The following is a 17,181-nucleotide window of genomic DNA, read 5'->3' on the forward strand; positions in this document are numbered from 1 at the left end:
CTTTTTCCATCTGACGAAGAAATTGGGGTAGGTCTGAAGGTAGTTTAAGCCGTTCCGGCGTGCGTGGGAGCAGACACGGGTTAAACGAAAAGCGCGCGCACATGACGTGCGCGCGCATCGATAAGACAAACGTAGCAGCAGACTTTGAAATCTGCGCCGCGACGCCCCGCCCGGCTATATGGCCGCAGGCGTCGCCAGGCTATCCGGCCGTGGCGGTTTCGTGACGCGCGACACGGACGTGCGATACCAATGCGGGATCGTCGAGCCGAAAAGCGCACCGATCGCGGCGCTCAGCAATATCGGCACCAACAGGCTGGGCGGCTTGTCGTTCGCGTGAAGCAGCGCCTGATCCACACGGAGCCAATACACGACGAATGCGCCCACCATTCCCATCAGAACACCGAGGCCGGCGCCTTCGGCCCACCGGAGCAAGGGTGGCGGAACGTCGTTGCGAAAGTTGTCGCATTCGAAGGCCAGTGCGAGCGCGAGCACCGTCGACAGAACCAGCCACTTGCATTGCGCGGAGAACGGCAGAACCGGGCCGCTCGCATCGAAAAAGTGGATGCGATACAGATAGAACGCATACGACGCCGTCAATCCCACCAATAGCGCGGCCAGTGTCGAGAGAAAATAGGCGAGCCACGGCCGTTCATTCGATTGCTCGATATCCGCGAACTTCCACGCCTGCTTCGGCACGAGAGCGGCGATGGCCGCGATCACGTGATTGAAGGCGACGAGCACGCCGATCGAAAACGCCTTCTCGATGGGCATGGTGTTGGCGGAAAGCACCGTCGAAACGATGAAGAGCGCGATCACGCCCAGCAGATCGAGACACAGCAGATTCGCTGGTATGAGGATGCGCTTCGCCGGCGGGATGGCGAAACCCATCGCCCGGAATTTATTGGCGACCGCGAGATCGTTGTTGCAACTGTAGAGGAGCGCCCTTGCGAGCATCAGTTTGACATCGGCGGCGCTCGCGAGAATCACCTTGCGGATATTCTCGGTCGCATCCGCGGGGGGCTGGAGTTTCTGCGCGGACAACTGGTCGATCGTCGCGAAGTAGCCCAGACTGTGCGCGAAGAAGTTCGCCATCTTCGCTTCGAACTCCGTATCTATTTCCGGGAACGCACTGACGAAGCGGGGTTGAATCTCAAGGTCGCGGTAGGCGACATAGAGCACCACGACTTCGGTGAATGCATGGGGAATCCTGGCGCCTTCCGGGTCGATGACCAATTTCAGCGCAAGGTCGTCCTGCAGGTCGGGCCGGCATCTGACGTACTGTCTCGCCCTTTCGAGCGCGCTCTCGGTCATGACGAAAGAAACCGAGCCGAGCCGCTGCACCCAGCGGATCGCATTGACGGGAATGGCGCCCATGCCGTGAAAGAACGAGAGCATGCCTGCGTCGAAATCCCGAAGAAACGGAAAACTCGGAAGCAGGGTCGTCAGCATGAGCGCGCCGATAGCCGGCGCATCGAATCCCGAAACCTCCTTGCTGACGCTTCCGTCAGCGCCCATGTGCAGCCAGTTGATGGCGTCCGGATTGTCCTTCACCAGCCACGTGATGATCAGCAGCATTGCTTCGCAGCAGATGACATAGGCCACGCCGCTGCCGTAGAACTGGAAACGGCTCGTCTCGGAGCGCACTGTCCGGGGCGTATTGAAGCGGCTCCAGGCATAGAAGAGCACCAGGAGCATGGCGACCAGGTAGCTGATATCGGTGTCCAGCGCGTCGAGGATTGATTGAATCATGACTTGCTCCCAACCAGATTGGATTGCTCTGCGAAGCCGGCCACGGCGCGCGCCCGCGCGGGCGCATCGCCATCGAGCGGCACCCGAAGGCGCCGCCCGCGCCTGACGCTTCGCGCTTACCGGTTACATCAGCGCGTCCAGCAGTTTCGCGCCGTCGGGAACGCCGAGACCGGTGCAGGCGTCCCAGCCCTTCCCGGCCGCATACGCCCCGTTATTGCCCTGCGTGATATCGCGCGTGATGCCGGCGGTCCGATACAGCAACGGATTGAGGAAGCCGACCGGATGCCCGAGCTTGTGATTGAGCAGCGCGACGAGACCGGCCATCAGCGGCGCGACGGCGCTCGTGCCGCCGATCACGGCATCCTGCCCATGAACGCGCACCAGATAGCCGGTAGCCGGATCGGCGTCCGCGGCGATGTCGGGAACGCCGCGTCCCTTGCGGCCGCCGGGATTCGCGGACACAGGAATATTCGCTGTGGCCTGATAGCCCGGAACGTCGAAGAAATCGCTGATGCCGCCGCCTGTCGCGCTGCGCACCGGATCTTCGTTCCACACGGTCTCGCTAGTGATCGCACTTGCCGACGCCACGAGCTTCGTTCCGCCACATGCGAGCGCGAACGGGCTCGAAGCCGGGAAGTCCGCGTGCGACAAGCCGTCGGGCGTAAGGCCGATGCTCGCGAGCGCGTCGGGATTCTCGTCGCTCGAACCGGCATCGCCGGACGCGGCGCAGATGGTCACACCGAGCGCCGCCGCATCCTGGAACACCTGATCGAGCTGCGTCTTGATCTGCGCCGACCAGTCCTTTTCCGGACCGCCCCAGCTCACCGAAATGACGGACGGCTTGTGCACCGTGTCGTGAATGGCGTGCGTGAACGCGTCGATGAAACCCTGCGAAGTATTCGGCGCAAAGTACACGACGATCTGCGCTTTCGGCGCAATGGCGGCCGCAACTTCGATATCGAGCATCACCTCGGCGTCCGCGTCGTCCGAACGCATGTGCGCGTGATCGACGAGCACCGTGTTGACGTGCGGCGCGGGCAATCCGAGTTCCTTGAAATAGGCGCGGATATCGGCCGCGCGGATCGCTCCGCCGAACTCGACGATGCCGATGCACTGGCCCGTGCCGTCCGTGTCGCCGGGATAGTTGTATAGCTTCGCCAGTTGCGGCGGCGTGAACGAAGCGCCGCCGGCGTGTGGCGCGCCTCCATCTTCCGCACGCACGGCATGCGCCGAGCGCTTGAAATGTGCGATGGCCTGCGGACGGTCGTCGAGTCCGAAGACGCCCTCGACGATGTCCCCGATCTCCGGCGATACGAACACCGGGCCGACGCGCCCGCGATAGCTGCCGCCGTCGAAGCGGTACTGCTGCAGCTTCACGGCGAACGCCGACTCCAGCGCCGCAACCGTGCCCGATACGATGACGCAGCGGCGCGCGGCGCTCGTCAGCACGACCTGAAGGCCGTGCGACTGCGCGAACGCCTCGACCTTCGCGATGTCCTCAGGCGCCGCGCCATGCGCCGACGCGAGCTGTTCGCGGCTCAGATAACTACGCTCGCCAGGCGGACGAAGAGATTGCGCCTCGGAGGCTGATGCGTGCAGTTGCGCGCGCGGACGCACGCGCAATGTCACTTCCAGTCGCTCGTCGCTTGCTGCGGGACCGACGACGTGCGCCGTAGGCAGCGCCGCGCGCTCGCTGCCGCGAACCGGAATGGATGAAGGCTGGGACGGCATGATCGACTCCATGTGGCGACGCCTTCCGCCGAGTGGAAGTGCCGCGCAAGATGAGAGACTGTCTCGGCTGATTGAAGCTCGGACGCAGTGCGAATCGGGGCGCGGCGCTCGGTTGTTTCTGCGCTTTCTGTTGCGCCCTCTGTACGTCAGGTCTCCTCGCGCAAAAGCCCGTCCCTCGCACATTAGTTCGATATCCGAACTACTTGATGCATGAAGAGACGGGCCGCGCGGCGAAGCTTACGGATTGATGACGAGAATATCCGTCGATACCCGAAGCGGCGAATTCCATCCGATATTGATGCGGAACTCGGTACGGCCCGGCTTCACCACGATGTTTTGCACGGTGTAGATGGCGGAACCCATGAAGCGGTTGCCGCCGTTATCGCATTCGCTGACGGACACGAACACGTGCGATCCCGCCTGGATCGGGCCTGCGTTGAACCCGAAGGCGACCTCGCCGTGCAGCGAGGGCCACGCATCGTAGCGATACGCCACGCCAGTCATGGTGCCGGCCAGATGAGTCTGAACGACGCCGTGATGGTCGGCGCTCACTTCATGAGTGACCGCTTGTTCCGGGGACGGATCGTGCGCTTTCATTTCCATGCTTCGCTCCTTCATTGCTGGTGGATTACGCGTGCCGAATATCGAGGTCAATCGACGAGCACGCTCGATATCGCACATCCTCGTTCAAGGCGACACCGCCTGCGTGCCACGCCGAATCTCGTGCGATTGCATGAGCCTACAAGCGGCGGGATATCGAACCTATCGGCTAGACGGTGTACATCGAAAGTCGTAGGGAATCTTGATCGACAGGGATTGAATAACCACATCGCGACTGTAAACCGCGTATAGAATTATTCGAGTACCGTCAGGGAGACGATGCGATGCGCGTGCTGCTCGTCGATGATCACGAACTCTTCAGAGCCGGTTTTGCACTGCTCATCAAAGAGCTTTTTCCGCATGTCGAACTGCTTCATGCGAGCACGTTGTCGCATGGCGTCGATTCGGCGATGATCGATCATCCGGATATCGTGTTTCTGGACCTCGAACTTCCCGACGGGCACGGTTGCGATGCGCTGGTCCGCCTGAAAGACGCGCGGCCGTCCTTGCCCGTGGTGGTGGTATCGGCCGATGAGAGCATGGAGACGGTCAGTCGATGCCTCGCACTGCGCGCGATGGGCTACGTGCCGAAATCGTCGTCGCCCGAAGCGCTCCATGCCGCGATCGTCGCCGTGCTCTCGGGCGGCGTCTATCTGCCCGCGGCGAGCATCGCCGGGCTGCGGCGCACGATCGACATGGCCGAGGCGCCGGCACGCGAATCAGGACATGCGCAGCCGCCGCACGGTGGCGCGGCACGTTGGGACGCGCCGGATCTCGGACTCACGCCCCGCGAGTACGAAACGCTCGCGTGGCTCGTGCGCGGCCTCCCGTCCAAAGCCATCGCGTCGAAGATGGGGCTCGAAGACATCACGGTGCGCAAGTACATCAGTCATCTGCTCGCGCACTTCAATCTGCGGCGGCGCACCGAACTCATCGTGATGCTGGCCGACAAAGGCATCAAGCTCGGGACGCTGCCGGTGACAGATCCGTCGCGAGATCGGGATTCATCTGCCGATGGGCGGCAACGAAGCGGCTGATCTCCGCCAGCAAGTCCTCCGGCGCCGACGACTTGCGCAGCAGCACGAACGGCTCGGGGAAGTCGCGCAGCACCTGAACCGACAGCAACTCGCCGGTGATGAAAGCGACGGGAATCACGCCGGCCCACGCGAAGTGACGCCTGATCCGGTCTGCGACTTCCTTGCCGGAGACGCCATCGCGCAGCCGGATATCGGTCACGATGAGATCGGGAATGCGGCTGTCATCGGCGAGTATGGCCTCGAACCCGGCCATCGACTCGGCGGCCTGCACGAGCGCGCCCGCGCTCGAAAAGAGGCGTCGCAGGCCTTCGAGGACCATCGGTTCATCGTCGCACAGCAGCATGAACGTGCCATCGAGATCGGGGCGGTGGCGCTCGCCATGCTGGGTCGTCGCGCCAGCCGGCTTCGATGCCGAAGTGCTCGCGTAGAGCGAAAAGCGCGATCCGCGCCCTTCGACCGAAGCGAAACTCATGGCGTGTCCCGGAAGAATGCGAACCACACGCTGCACGATCGACAGCCCCAGTCCCAGCCCTTTCGAACGATCGCGTCCCGGATTGTTGATCTGGTAGTACTCGGCGAAAATAGCTTCCCGATAGGCCGGTGCAATGCCGATGCCCGTGTCCCATACATCGACTCTCAACCGGTCATCCACCTGCACCCAGCCGAGCACGACGCCGCCCGACGACGTGTTCTTGATCGCGTTCGATACGAGATTCGATACGGCCCGCTTGAAGAGCGACCGGTCGGTCTCGATGGACGGCGGCTCGACTCGACGCCTCGCGAGTCTCAGATCGATGCCCCGCAACTCGGCCGTCTCCCGATATTGCTGGAAGACTTCGGTCAGCAGGTCGAACGTATTGACCGGCACAAGGCGGGGAACATGCGAGCCCAGCTCGCTGTAGTCCTGGATCTCCTTGAACATGTCGAGGATTTCGGACGCGGTCTCTTCGATCACATCGAGATCGCGATCCACCGCGTGTCCGTCCCTGATCCTCGTCCGGGCGCTGCGAATGAAGAGGTTGATCGCGGCGAGCGGCTGCTGGATGTCGTGATATGCCGACGAAAAGAACCGCTCCTTCTCCTTGACGAGCTCCTGCATGCGTTTGTTCTGCTCGTTGATCGCACGCGACGTGGCTTCGACGCGCGCCTTGGCCGCGCGCAAGGTGCGCCGGTACATGAATTCGCGCCGTGCCGAACGTTCCAGCGGAATACTGACGAGCAGACCGATGGCATACGTCAGCGGCAGACTCGTGCCGTGCGCAATCACCGACGACAGGTGCATACCGAACTTCTCGCCCGGAGGCTGGAGGAACAGCATGAGCAGATAACTTGCAATGCACAGCCCGACCAGCCACGCTGTGGTAACCACGCGTAGCCGGAACGCCATGAAGATCGTGAACAGCGTGAGCGTCAGGATCGAATAGTGTTCGTGCCACGGCAGGTCCACGATCTGCAGCAGTCTCAAGGTGGCGAGCCACGCACTGAGCGTCCACAGGCAGAGGAGCCCGACGGCCCAGCGTTCATCGAGTGCGCGCGGCGTCCACAGCACGACGGCCACGCTCATGCCGATGGCCGCGGCGCTTCTCGCGAAGATTATTTCGTGGTGGTGCAGATGGGCGGGATCGAGTATGTCGATCCGCCCGAAGTCACGGATCGAAAAAACGATCCACAACGCGGTGAAAATCGCGATGGCGAGTCTTCGCTGGCCGGACATGCGCTGCGCGTAGTCCCTCAGAAACGCCCGTTCCTGAGCCGCCGATCTGAACCTGCGCACCCAGAGGTCTGACGATCTCATCGCGATGCCCGATCCGGAAATGTCGCCGTCCGCGAATACGGCAGCATGACATCCAGACAGAATAGCAGGACCGCATTCGAATGCGGATATACAAATGTAGCGGTACGAATGTATCCGTCCGCTTAACAATGCCTACATCTTCGCGGCGCGATTTCGGGCGCTCGCCTACCTACGTGGGTGTCGAGGGCGTCGGCGCTGGCCGACAATCGATACGACGGTGCAGAGAGCCGAGACTCGACCTGTGTTTCGCAACGGCCGCTTCGCACCCGAGTTTTTCCGGCTGGCATTTACGAGGAGGTTGTCATGAAATCAGTCGTTATCGCGGTCGCCGCAGCGTCGGCGCTTTCCTTGCCTCTGGCTGCGTTCTCCCAGACGGATCCGGCATTGACGCGTGCCCAGGTGCGTGCAGAGCTGCAACAGCTCGAACAGGCCGGCTACGATCCGGCCAAAAGCGCGGATGCCAGTTATCCGGGCGACATCCAGGCGGCTGAGGCACGAGTAGCGACCGATCACGCAACGGAGTATGGCGGCATGCCGTCAGGCTCATCGACGTCCGGATCGCGCACCGTCGTTCGCCCCGCCTCCGACGAAGACATGAAGCACCTCTATTCGGGCGGCCAGTAGCATCCGGTAATCGTCGAGCGCTCAGTTCTCTATGCCGGCGACCAGCTCCATGAACTGCTTCATCCGCCTTACTGCAAGTTCCGGACGGATCAGCACGCCGGAAGCATCGGCTTTACGAAAGACGTCCGCGTAGTGAAGCGCCGATCGCGCCGACTGCATTCCGCCTGCCATCGAGAAATGGTTCTGGTGCCCGTTGAGCCACGCAAGGAATACGACGCCGGCCTTGTAGTACTGCGTCGGCGCGACGAATAGTTCGCGCGACAGCGTGACCGTCGGCGCCATCAGCGCGTGATAGGTGTCGATGTCGTTTCGGGCCAGCGATGCCAGCGCCTTCGACGCAACCGGCGCGATCGGATCGAAGATGCCCAGCAATGCATGCGACTTTCCTGTGTTGTCACCGGCGATGAGTTCGCCATAGTTGTAGTCGTCGCCGGTGAACATGACGACACCTTCTGGCAATTTCGAGCGCAACTGCCGTTCATACTCCGCGTTGAGCAGAGAGATCTTGATTCCTTCGATCTTCTCCTTCTGATGACCGATGATGTCGAGCACTGTGGCCATCGCGGTATCGACATCGCTGCTGCCCCAGTAACCGGCGAGCGCCGAATCGAACGCATCGCCGAGCCAGTGCAGCACGACTTTCTCGCGCGATGCGGAGATGACTTTTTCGTAGACGTACTTGTAGTCATCGGCGGAGCGCGCAGCCGCGCAGAGCGCACGGCTCGCCATCATGATCGGACGGCCGCCCGCAGATTCGACAACCTCGAACTGCTCGTTGTAAGCGGCAACGATGTCGTCGAGAGAATGCGCTTTCTTGCTATCGAGATGATCAGTGCCCGCACCGCAGGCGAGATCGGCGCCGGGAATCGACTTCGCGTGAGCGATGCTGCGTCGGATCAATTCGGCCGCGACAGGCCAGCCGATGCCCATGCCGCGCTGGGCGGTGTCCATCGCCTCGGCGACCTTGAATCCGAGACTATAAAGGTACGTGCGGAATGCCAGCGTCGCGTCCCAATCGACAGCGGGTGCATCACCCGACGGCTCGTAAGCAGCACGCGCATCGACGACGACGTGCGCGGCCGCATACGCGATCCGGTTGAACGTCGGGGCGCTCGATCCGGGAAGCTGGTTTTCCAGATTTTGCAGCGAGTACGCCCGGACAGTCCCGTCCTGCAGTGGCAAATTGATGTTCATGCTGTACCTCTCAGTGTCTGGAAGGAATGGCGAAGTCGGACAGATTCGTGACAGGTGCAACCGTGGGCGCGGCGATGCTCGCAGACGCGGACTGAATGATCATGTCCGCTGCTTTCTCGGCGATCATGATGGTCGGCGCATTGGTGTTGCAGGAGGGCACGAAAGGCATCACGGACGCATCGACGACGCGCAGGCCATCGAGACCGATCAGCCGCAAGTCGGGCGTTACCACCGCGTCCGGATCGCTTGCCTGTCCCATGCGGCATGTCCCGACCGGGTGATGGTCGGTCTTCGCATTCGCGCACGCGTACTCGAAAAGCTCCTGATCGCTGTTGGCCCGCGATCCGGGAAGAACTTCGTTCTGCACGAAGCGGCGCATGGCGGGCGCGCTGAGGATGTCGCGAGCCAAACGCAAGCCCTTGATGGCCATGTCCCTGTCGTGCGGGTCCGACCAGTAGTCGGGATCAAGCAGAGGCGCATCGGCCGGATTACTGCTTGCGAGACGAACCGTGCCGCGCGACCGTGGCCGTAGATAAGCCGTGTTCAGCGTCACGCCCGCGTTTTGCAGCTTGGCCATACCCGCCTCGATTCCCGAACCGAGCCCCAGATGGAACTGGATATCGGGCGAGCGGTCGCGGTTGGGCGAGTCACGGTCTGCGTACCAGAACCCGCCAGTTTCGAAGAGACTCGACGCCACCGGGCCTTTTTTCAGCACGACGTATTGCAACGCGGCCCACGCAGCGTGATGCAGCTTGTTGTATTTGTCGTAGGTGTGATCGCCCGTGCATTCAGAAATGACGAACAGATCGAGGTGATCCTGAAGATTTTCGCCGACGCCGCGCAGATCATGGACGGGTTTGATCCCGACAGACCGGACATGCGACGCGGGCCCGATACCGGATTGCAGGAGCAGCTTGGGTGAACCGATAGCGCCGGAAGAGACGATCACTTCTCGCGCGGCCCTGATGATTTGCGTATCGCGGCTGTCGCCGACGACTACCTCGACACCCACTGCACGATGGCCTTCGACGATGACGCGCAACGTGCGCGTGGCCATTTGCACGGTGAGGTTACGCCGTCCGAGCACCGGCTTGATGAAGCTCGTCGCTGCCGACGAACGACGCGCGTCAAGTTGCGTCAGTTGATAGTACCCAAGGCCCTCTTGCGAAGCGCCGTTGAAATCGGGGTTGAACGGAATGCCTAACTCCTGCCCGGCCTGGAAGAACGCTTCGCAGATAGGAAGCGGGCTGATCGGATTCGAGACGCCCAGGGGACCGCCGTAGGCGTGGAACTCATTCGCGAAGCGCTGATTGTTTTCCGAACGCTTGAAATACGGCAATACCTCGCGATAGGACCAACCCGTCGCTCCGGCCTTGCTGACCCATTCGTCATAGTCGGCGGGCACGCCTCGCGTATAGAGTTGCGCGTTGATCGACGAGCCGCCGCCGATAACCTTCGCTTGCGTGAAGCGCAGGACGCGATTGTTGAGATGCTTCTGTGGCACGGTATGCCAGCCCCACGAGCCGATGCCCTTGGTCATCTTCGCGAAGCCGGCAGGCATCGCAAAGAACGGGTGACGATCCGAACCGCCCGCTTCCAGAAGAAGCACTTTCACCGTGGGGTCCGCGCTCAGCCGATTGGCGAGCACGCATCCGGCCGAGCCGCCGCCCACGATCACGTAGTCATATGTCGTCGTATTCATGTCGGTCACGCTCAAAATGCAGGGATCGAAAGGCCGCCGTCGACGTGCAACACGCTGCCAGTGCAAAACGGAAGAGATCCATCGGCGAGCGTGGCGACCGCGCGAGCCACTTCGTCGCTTTCGCCCCAACGAGCCGCGGGGACCAGCCCTTCCTCGAATCGGGCCTCGTACTTCTGTGCGACGCCTGCCGTCATCGGCGTGCGGATGATTCCGGGCCGCACTTCGAAGACGCTGATATTCGACTTCGCCAATCGCAGCGCGAAAAGCTGCGTAAGCATCGGCAAGGCGGATTTCGACAGGCAGTATTCCGCTCGCTCCGTCGAGGCCATCTGCGCCGACACCGACGAGACAGTCACGATCGAGCGCGCACATTTCGATGGCGTCGCGATCATGTGCCGCGCGACAGCTTGCGTCATGAAGAACGTGCCGCGAAGATTGATGCCGAGCACGGTGTCGAACGCGTCTGAACGAACGTCGAGGAGATCGCCACGACTTGGCGAGCCGACGCCCGCGTTATTCACGAGGCACTCCAAGCTGCCTTTGAAACCGATCGCGGCGTTCACTACCTCTGCGTGCGATTCGATATCGCTCAGGTCGCTGCGAACGAAAAGCGCATCTTGTCCCTCGTTGCGGATAAGTTCGCACGTCGCCTGCGCGTCTTCGTCATCGGTCACGTCGGTCAGCACGACATCGAAACCGCGCCGCGCCAGTTCGACACAGATCGATCGCCCGATTCCCCTGCGTCCGCCGGTAACCAGCGCGGTCGGGCATGGTCCATTCGACTTGCTCATAAGTCCACCGTCCCAGTCTTCGATCAATGAATGCGTGCTTCCGTGTCTTTATCGAACAGCACCAGCTTCGACAGATCGACACGCAGTTCGCAACGTTCACCCGACGCGTGCGGCATGTCCGGCCCGAGCCGCGCGGACACTTCCATGCCGCCGAAATCGAGGACAGCGAGCGTGTCCGGTCCAGTGGGCTCGAGCACGTTGATCCTGACGGGCACGGTTCGAATAGCAGACGCCGCGCGTTCGTTCTCTACCCCAATCGCCTCCGGTCGCAAACCTGCGATAACTTCCTTGCCGACATAGCGATCGACGGCTTGAGATTGCGGCGGAAGTTCGAGATCCAGGGCGTCATTGCCCTGACCGATCTTCAGATGCAGCGAGCCGTTCCTCCCCTCGATGCGCGCGGGAATGAGGTTCATCGACGGCGACCCCATGAACGTCGCCACGAACGTGTTTGCAGGCGTGTTATAGACCTCGGCCGGCGTGCCGAGCTGCTGGAGAATGCCGCCTTTCATCACCGCGATGCGGGTTGCAAGCGTCATCGCTTCGATCTGATCGTGCGTCACGTAGACGATGGTCGCGCCCAGCCGCTGGTGCAGCTTCTTGATTTCCGTGCGCATGTCCACGCGCAGCTTCGCGTCGAGGTTGGAGAGCGGCTCGTCGAACAGGAAGATCTTGGGATGACGCACGAGCGCACGGCCCATCGCGACGCGCTGGCGCTGGCCGCCCGAAAGCTGACCCGGACGGCGATCGAGCAGATGTTCGATCTGAAGAAGACGCGCCGCATCCTGTACCGCCTTCTCGCGATCGCCCTTCGAGACTTTGCGCATCTCGAGCCCGAAGCTGATGTTTTGCCCCACGGTCATGTTCGGGTACAGCGCATAGCTTTGAAAGACCATGGCGATATCGCGCTCGCTCGGATGCAGGTCGTTGACCTTGTCGTCACCGATGCGGATTTCGCCGCCCGATAGCGTATCGAGTCCGGCAATGAGCGAGAGCAACGTCGATTTGCCGCAACCCGACGGGCCGACGAGCACGAGGAAATCGCCATCGTCCACGTCGATATTGATCTCGCGAAGAATTTCCGTAGAGCCGTAGGCCTTGCGCACGTTGCTGACATGAAGAGAAGACATGATGATTACCCCTTGACCGAACCAGCCATCAAACCGCGGACGAAATAACGACCTCCGACGACGTAGACGAGCAGCGTGGGAAGCGCCGCGATCATCGCGGTGGCCATCTGCACGTTGTATTCCTTGACGCCGGTAGAAGTGTTGACGATGTTGTTGAGCGCTACCGTGATCGGCGCCGATGCGCCCGTCGTGAACGATGCGCCGAACAGGAAGTCATTCCAGATGTTCGTGAACTGCCAGATCACGGTGACGGTGATGATGGGCACCGAGTTCGGCAGGAGGATCCGAAAGAAGATGCGGAAGAAGCGCGCTCCGTCGATCATCGCGGCCTTCACGAGTTCATCGGGAAACGCGATGTAGTAGTTGCGGAAGTACAGCGTCGTGAAGCACAGCCCGTAGACCACATGCACGAAGACGAGGCCGGTGATAGATTGAGCGAGACCGATCTTGCCGAGAAACGTCGCCATCGGGATCAGCACGATCTGGAACGGGATGAAGCAGCCGAACAGGACGAGCGCAAACAGAACGTTGTCGCCCTTGAAGCGCCACTTCGTCAACACATAGCCATTGAGCGCGCCGATCAGCGTCGAAAGGAACACTGCTGAAAAGACCATACGAAACGAGTTCCAGAAGAAGCCTTTCACGCCGGAACAGTCGAGACCGACACAGGCCGAGCCCCAGGCCTTCTCCCATGCAGCGAGCGTCCATTCGTGCGGCAGCGCGAGAATATTGCCCGCATACACTTCCTGAAGCGGTTTGAAAGAGGTGAGCAACATCACGACGAGCGGCACGAGATATACGAGCGCGACGATCAACAACATCGAATAGATGACGATGCGCGATACGTTGTTATGCTTTCCCACCACCATTTGTGGCGAGTCCCAGGTCTTGGCAGCCATGCTTGTCTCCTTCAGGCTACGTGGATAGGTACGGATTGCTTCAGTGACCGCCGCCGGAACGACGGGGGCGCATTTCCGAGTAGAGGTAGGGCACCATGATCGCGGCGACGGTGCAGAGCATCATCACGGCGCTCGCGGCTCCCATACCCAGCTCGTTACGTGTGAACGTGAACGAGTACATGAACGTCGATGGGAGTTCGGTCGAGTAACCAGGGCCTGCACCGGTCAAGGCAATCACCAGCTCGTAGCTCTTCACCGCCAGGTGAACCAGGATCACGAGTGCCGAGATGAAGACCGGGCGCAATTGCGGAATGATGATGCGGCGATAGATCGAGGGCATCCGCGCGCCGTCGATCGACGCTGCCTTGATCTGCTCCTGGTCGATGCCGCGCAAGCCCGCGAGGAACATCGCCATGACAAAGCCGGACGCTTGCCAGACCGCCGCGATGACGACGGTATAGATCGCCATGTCGTCGCTGATGATCCAGTCGAACTGGAAGCTCGACCATCCCCAGTCGTGGAAGAGCTTCGTCAGGCCGAGCCCCGGATTGAGAATCCACTTCCACGCGGTGCCGGTGACGATGAACGACAACGCCATCGGGTACAGGAAGATCGCGCGCAGATAACCTTCCGCCCGAATGCGCTGATCCAGAAGGATCGCGAGCGCGAGGCCGATTGCAAGGCACAGGACCACATACAGCGACGCATAGATGCCGAGGTTCTCCACGGCGACGTGCCAGCGAGGGTGTTCCCACACGCGTGCAAACTGCGTGAATCCAGCCCATTTGAACGTGGCGAATGCGCGGGAACGTGTGAACGAGAGCACCGTCGTCCAGACGATGAAGCCGTAGACGAACACCAGCGTGATGATCAGTGTCGGGCTGAGCACGAGCTTCGGGAGAAGCGCTTCGAACGCGTTGCGCGCAGAACGCTTTTTCCCGACTTTCTCCGCTCGGGCTGGGGACTTTGCCGGGTCTATGGACTGGGCACGAGAGTGTAGAAGCATGATTTCACCTGCACGTCGAGAACATCGAACACGAGAGCGCAGCGGACGCTTGCCGTCCGCCTGAGCGGTCAGATCGTCACTTCGAATTCTGGATAGCCGTGACGAGCGCCTTCACGGCATCGGCCGACGACTGATTCGAATTGAAGAAGTGCGTGACGACGTCATAGAGCGCTGTCTTCGATGCTTCGGGCATCGCCTGGCCGTGGGCGAAGCTGCCGACCATCGTCCCGTTCTTGAGCGCCGTGCGCATGTCGGCCATCGACTTCTGACCGCACTCGTCGAAGCCATCGGCGGGCACATCGAGACGTGCCGGCACCGCGCCCTTGATCTGATTGAACTGGGCCTGAACCTTGGGGTCCATCACGGCTTCCGCGAACGCGTACTGTCCGGCCTGCCGGTCGCTGCCCGCCTTGAAGGTGGCGAACTGGTCGGTCACGAAGATGAAGTCGCCCTGCGTGCCGGGGTATCGCATGCAAAGGTAGTCCACGCCCGGCTTCTTGCCCGCATTGGCGAACTCCCCTTTGGCCCAGTCGCCCATGATCTGAATGGCGGCCTTGCCATTGATGACCATCGAGGTAGCGAGATTCCAGTCCCGGCCGGGGAAATTCGGGTCGACCATGCCACGCAACGCGCGCAACTGGTCGAACGCCTTTTCCATGGTCTTCGAGCCGAGCGCCTTGGGATCGAGCTTGACCAACGCATCGTTATAGAACTTGGGGCCGCCCGCCGACATCACTGCACTGTCGAAGATCGTTGCTTCCTGCCACGCCTGTCCGCCGTGAGCCAGCGGGATATAACCCGCCTTCCGAATCTTGTCCGCGTCGGCGACGAGCTCTTCGAAGGTTTGCGGCGGCGTGAGCTTGAGTTCATCGAAGATCTTCTTGTTGGCCCAGATCCAGTTGTCGCTATGCACGTCGATGGGCACGCCATACCAGTGTCCATCCGACTTCGAAAAACGCTGCAGCGGCGCGGGCACCTGCTTGTCCCAGTCGCCCTTCTTGGCGATGCTGTCGAGATTCGTGAGCAAGTCCTGCTCCGCGTAATCCAGCACGCTGAACCCAAGCATCTGCACTGCGTCGGGCGGATTGTTCGATGCTATGCGCGCGCGCAACACCGTGCGCGCCGCTTCGCCGCCGCCGCCCGCGATCGGGCTGTCTTTCCACGCATAGCCTCGCTGCTTCAGGTTGTCTTTCAGAACGCCCAGCGCTTTGGCCTCGCCGCCGGAGGTCCACCAGTGCATCACTTCCACTTGCTTGTCGGCGGCAATCGCCGAAAGTGCGTGGCACGCGAACAATCCAGCCGCGACGGCGGCAATACGCTTCTTGAACATCTTCGTCTCCTTGTTGATCGCCCCGCGACGGGAGCGTTCGTATATGACTGTCACTTGGTGGACTGCGGCAGCCACCAGTTCTTGCGTGCGCCGATGTGCAACTGGATCGTTTTGGTTTCGGTGTAGTCCTCGACCGCCTGCTTGCCGAGTTCGCGGCCGACGCCGCTGGACTTGAAGCCGCCGAAGGGCAGTTCCGGGTAGCCGTCGAGGAATGTGTTGACCCATACGGTCCCGGCATCGACGCCGCGTGCGACCGTGAGGCACGTGTTGATGTCGTTGCTCCAGACGGCGGCCGACAGTCCATACGCCGAGTCGTTGGCGATCTCGATAGCTTCTTCGATGTCCTTGAACGTGACGATCGAGAGAACGGGACCGAAGATCTCGTCGCGCGCGATGCTCATCTCGGGCGTGACATCGCTGATGATGGTCGGCTCGAGATAAAGACCTTTGGCGTCGTAGCGCTTGCCGCCCAGACGCACGCGTGCACCAGCGGCTACGCCCTTGTCGATGTTCGCGAGAATTTCCCGAAGCTGCGTTTCGCTGACGATGGCGCCGATCTTGGTATCGGGGTGCAGCGGATCGCCGACCGGAACCTGTTGCGCGCGCTCGACGACAGCCTGCGCGAACTTCTCCGCTACCGACTCGTGAACCAGAACGCGGCTGCCGCTATTGCAGCATTCGCCCGCATTGAAATAGACGCCGAAGACAACGGCATCGACCATGGCGTCCCAATCGCAGTCGGGGAAGACGATCTGCGGATTCTTGCCGCCGAGTTCGAGCGCCACCTTCTTCAACTGCTTCGACGCGATGCCGCCAAGCAGTCCGCCGACGCGCGTCGAACCGGTGAAAGACAGCATGCCGATGGCCGGGTGTTCTGCGAGCGGCTGGCCGACCGTCGGGCCCTTGCCGGTGACGACGTTGACCACGCCCTTCGGAACGCCGGCTTGCTCGAGAATCTCCGCGAGGATGACCGTCGTGCTCGAAGTCAGTTCGCTCGGCTTGACGACGCACGTGCAGCCTGCGGCAAGGGCGAACGGAAGCTTCTGCGAAAGAATCCAGATAGGGAAATTCCAGGGCGTGATGAGCCCGACCACGCCGATCGGCTGGCGCAGGACGATCCCCAGCATGTCTTCGCCGAGCGAGTCGTAAGCGTCGCCGCTCGTCGTACGGGCGAGGCTCGCGGCGTATTGCCAGAGATCGACGCAACCCGAGACTTCGCCGCGCGCCTGCGTGAGGGGCTTGCCGGTCTCCAGCGATTCGAGCAAGGACATCTCTTCGACCCGCGCCTTGATGCCTTCAGCCACGGCGAGCAACACGCGGGCGCGCTCGACACCCTTCATCCGGGGCCACGGGCCTTTCCTGAAAGCGACGTCGGCGGCCTGAATCGCGGCTTCGACGTCTTCGCCCGTGGCTTCGGGAAATGAACTCACCACTTGACCGTGAGCCGGGCTGCTGCGCTCGAAGCGCTCGCCGCTTGCGGCCTCCTTCCATCGGCCATCGATGAACATCTTTCCGGCGAACGCCTCGTGTTGCAGCGGCTTTGCATTCTCAACCAGCGCCGTTGCGGCGGGAACAGCGATCTGACTCGTCATT

The 17,181-nt window shown here is 61.7% G+C and carries 14 protein-coding genes; 2 read left to right on the top strand and 12 right to left on the bottom strand.

Annotated features, from left to right (window positions below; all coding sequences use genetic code 11):
• Positions 1 to 174: 174 nt before the first annotated feature.
• The 3 genes from QCE73_RS34905 to QCE73_RS34915 all read right to left on the bottom strand — a co-directional run bounded on the left by QCE73_RS34905 (position 175) and on the right by QCE73_RS34915 (position 4,083).
• Positions 175 to 1,749: a hypothetical protein gene (locus QCE73_RS34905; protein ID WP_309885470.1), complete on the bottom strand. Its 1,575-nt coding sequence runs from the start codon at positions 1,747 to 1,749 to the stop codon at positions 175 to 177.
• Positions 1,750 to 1,872: 123 nt separating this feature from the next.
• Entirely contained in the window at positions 1,873 to 3,480 is a 1,608-nt protein-coding gene (locus tag QCE73_RS34910) for a S53 family peptidase (RefSeq protein WP_309885471.1), read from the bottom strand.
• 237 nt (positions 3,481 to 3,717) lie between these two features.
• Positions 3,718 to 4,083 (bottom strand): hypothetical protein, encoded by a 366-nt coding sequence (locus tag QCE73_RS34915; RefSeq protein WP_035500108.1) that lies wholly within the window; start codon positions 4,081 to 4,083, stop codon positions 3,718 to 3,720.
• Between the two features lie 281 nt (positions 4,084 to 4,364).
• Between QCE73_RS34915 and QCE73_RS34920 the strand changes: the two genes are divergently transcribed.
• Positions 4,365 to 5,117 carry a response regulator transcription factor gene (locus QCE73_RS34920; RefSeq protein WP_035500107.1) on the top strand — a complete coding sequence of 251 codons (753 nt, stop codon included), beginning with the start codon at positions 4,365 to 4,367 and terminating at the stop codon, positions 5,115 to 5,117.
• On the opposite strand, the gene QCE73_RS34925 is transcribed toward QCE73_RS34920, so the two are convergent.
• The gene (locus QCE73_RS34925) at positions 5,038 to 6,912 is read right to left on the bottom strand and encodes a hybrid sensor histidine kinase/response regulator (RefSeq protein ID WP_309885472.1); all 1,875 of its coding nucleotides are present in this window, start codon (positions 6,910 to 6,912) and stop codon (positions 5,038 to 5,040) included. The genes QCE73_RS34920 and QCE73_RS34925 overlap by 80 nt on opposite strands.
• 303 nt (positions 6,913 to 7,215) lie before the next feature.
• Between QCE73_RS34925 and QCE73_RS34930 the strand changes: the two genes are divergently transcribed.
• On the top strand, positions 7,216 to 7,536 hold the full coding sequence (locus tag QCE73_RS34930; RefSeq protein WP_309885473.1) for a DUF4148 domain-containing protein: 321 nt from the start codon (positions 7,216 to 7,218) through the stop codon (positions 7,534 to 7,536).
• A gap of 21 nt (positions 7,537 to 7,557) precedes the next feature.
• Here QCE73_RS34930 and QCE73_RS34935 read toward each other — a convergent pair whose 3' ends face one another.
• From QCE73_RS34935 to QCE73_RS34970, 8 genes are all read right to left on the bottom strand, one after another.
• Positions 7,558 to 8,730, bottom strand: coding sequence for a dihydrodipicolinate synthase family protein (locus QCE73_RS34935; protein WP_309885474.1), 1,173 nt, complete (start codon positions 8,728 to 8,730; stop codon positions 7,558 to 7,560).
• A gap of 10 nt (positions 8,731 to 8,740) precedes the next feature.
• Complete coding sequence (locus tag QCE73_RS34940) at positions 8,741 to 10,432, bottom strand: GMC family oxidoreductase N-terminal domain-containing protein (RefSeq protein ID WP_309885475.1); 1,692 nt, start codon at positions 10,430 to 10,432, stop codon at positions 8,741 to 8,743.
• Between the two features lie 11 nt (positions 10,433 to 10,443).
• A complete protein-coding gene (locus QCE73_RS34945) occupies positions 10,444 to 11,223 on the bottom strand; it encodes a 3-ketoacyl-ACP reductase (protein WP_309885476.1) in 780 nt (259 codons plus the stop codon).
• Between the two features lie 23 nt (positions 11,224 to 11,246).
• Entirely contained in the window at positions 11,247 to 12,353 is a 1,107-nt protein-coding gene (locus QCE73_RS34950) for a sn-glycerol-3-phosphate ABC transporter ATP-binding protein UgpC (protein WP_309885477.1), read from the bottom strand.
• Between the two features lie 5 nt (positions 12,354 to 12,358).
• Positions 12,359 to 13,252 carry a carbohydrate ABC transporter permease gene (locus QCE73_RS34955; protein ID WP_404978582.1) on the bottom strand — a complete coding sequence of 298 codons (894 nt, stop codon included), beginning with the start codon at positions 13,250 to 13,252 and terminating at the stop codon, positions 12,359 to 12,361.
• 40 nt (positions 13,253 to 13,292) lie between these two features.
• Complete coding sequence (locus tag QCE73_RS34960) at positions 13,293 to 14,258, bottom strand: carbohydrate ABC transporter permease (RefSeq protein ID WP_035500100.1); 966 nt, start codon at positions 14,256 to 14,258, stop codon at positions 13,293 to 13,295.
• Positions 14,259 to 14,334: 76 nt separating this feature from the next.
• The gene (locus QCE73_RS34965; RefSeq protein ID WP_309885478.1) at positions 14,335 to 15,588 is read right to left on the bottom strand and encodes an ABC transporter substrate-binding protein; all 1,254 of its coding nucleotides are present in this window, start codon (positions 15,586 to 15,588) and stop codon (positions 14,335 to 14,337) included.
• Positions 15,589 to 15,638: 50 nt separating this feature from the next.
• Entirely contained in the window at positions 15,639 to 17,180 is a 1,542-nt protein-coding gene (locus tag QCE73_RS34970; RefSeq protein WP_309885479.1) for an aldehyde dehydrogenase family protein, read from the bottom strand.
• Position 17,181 lies beyond the last annotated feature (1 nt).

The organism is Caballeronia sp. LZ029, assembly GCF_031451275.1.
Classification (GTDB): Bacteria; Pseudomonadota; Gammaproteobacteria; order Burkholderiales; family Burkholderiaceae; genus Caballeronia; species Caballeronia jiangsuensis.

Coding starts and splice junctions, on each gene's coding strand:
- QCE73_RS34905 (WP_309885470.1), bottom strand. CDS start 1,749: ATGATTCAATCAATCCTCGACGCGCTGGACACCGATATCAGCTACCTG.
- QCE73_RS34910 (WP_309885471.1), bottom strand. CDS start 3,480: ATGCCGTCCCAGCCTTCATCCATTCCGGTTCGCGGCAGCGAGCGCGCG.
- QCE73_RS34915 (WP_035500108.1), bottom strand. CDS start 4,083: ATGGAAATGAAAGCGCACGATCCGTCCCCGGAACAAGCGGTCACTCAT.
- QCE73_RS34920 (WP_035500107.1), top strand. CDS start 4,365: ATGCGCGTGCTGCTCGTCGATGATCACGAACTCTTCAGAGCCGGTTTT.
- QCE73_RS34925 (WP_309885472.1), bottom strand. CDS start 6,912: ATGAGATCGTCAGACCTCTGGGTGCGCAGGTTCAGATCGGCGGCTCAG.
- QCE73_RS34930 (WP_309885473.1), top strand. CDS start 7,216: ATGAAATCAGTCGTTATCGCGGTCGCCGCAGCGTCGGCGCTTTCCTTG.
- QCE73_RS34935 (WP_309885474.1), bottom strand. CDS start 8,730: ATGAACATCAATTTGCCACTGCAGGACGGGACTGTCCGGGCGTACTCG.
- QCE73_RS34940 (WP_309885475.1), bottom strand. CDS start 10,432: ATGAATACGACGACATATGACTACGTGATCGTGGGCGGCGGCTCGGCC.
- QCE73_RS34945 (WP_309885476.1), bottom strand. CDS start 11,223: ATGAGCAAGTCGAATGGACCATGCCCGACCGCGCTGGTTACCGGCGGA.
- QCE73_RS34950 (WP_309885477.1), bottom strand. CDS start 12,353: ATGTCTTCTCTTCATGTCAGCAACGTGCGCAAGGCCTACGGCTCTACG.
- QCE73_RS34955 (WP_404978582.1), bottom strand. CDS start 13,252: ATGGCTGCCAAGACCTGGGACTCGCCACAAATGGTGGTGGGAAAGCAT.
- QCE73_RS34960 (WP_035500100.1), bottom strand. CDS start 14,258: ATGCTTCTACACTCTCGTGCCCAGTCCATAGACCCGGCAAAGTCCCCA.
- QCE73_RS34965 (WP_309885478.1), bottom strand. CDS start 15,588: ATGTTCAAGAAGCGTATTGCCGCCGTCGCGGCTGGATTGTTCGCGTGC.
- QCE73_RS34970 (WP_309885479.1), bottom strand. CDS start 17,180: ATGACGAGTCAGATCGCTGTTCCCGCCGCAACGGCGCTGGTTGAGAAT.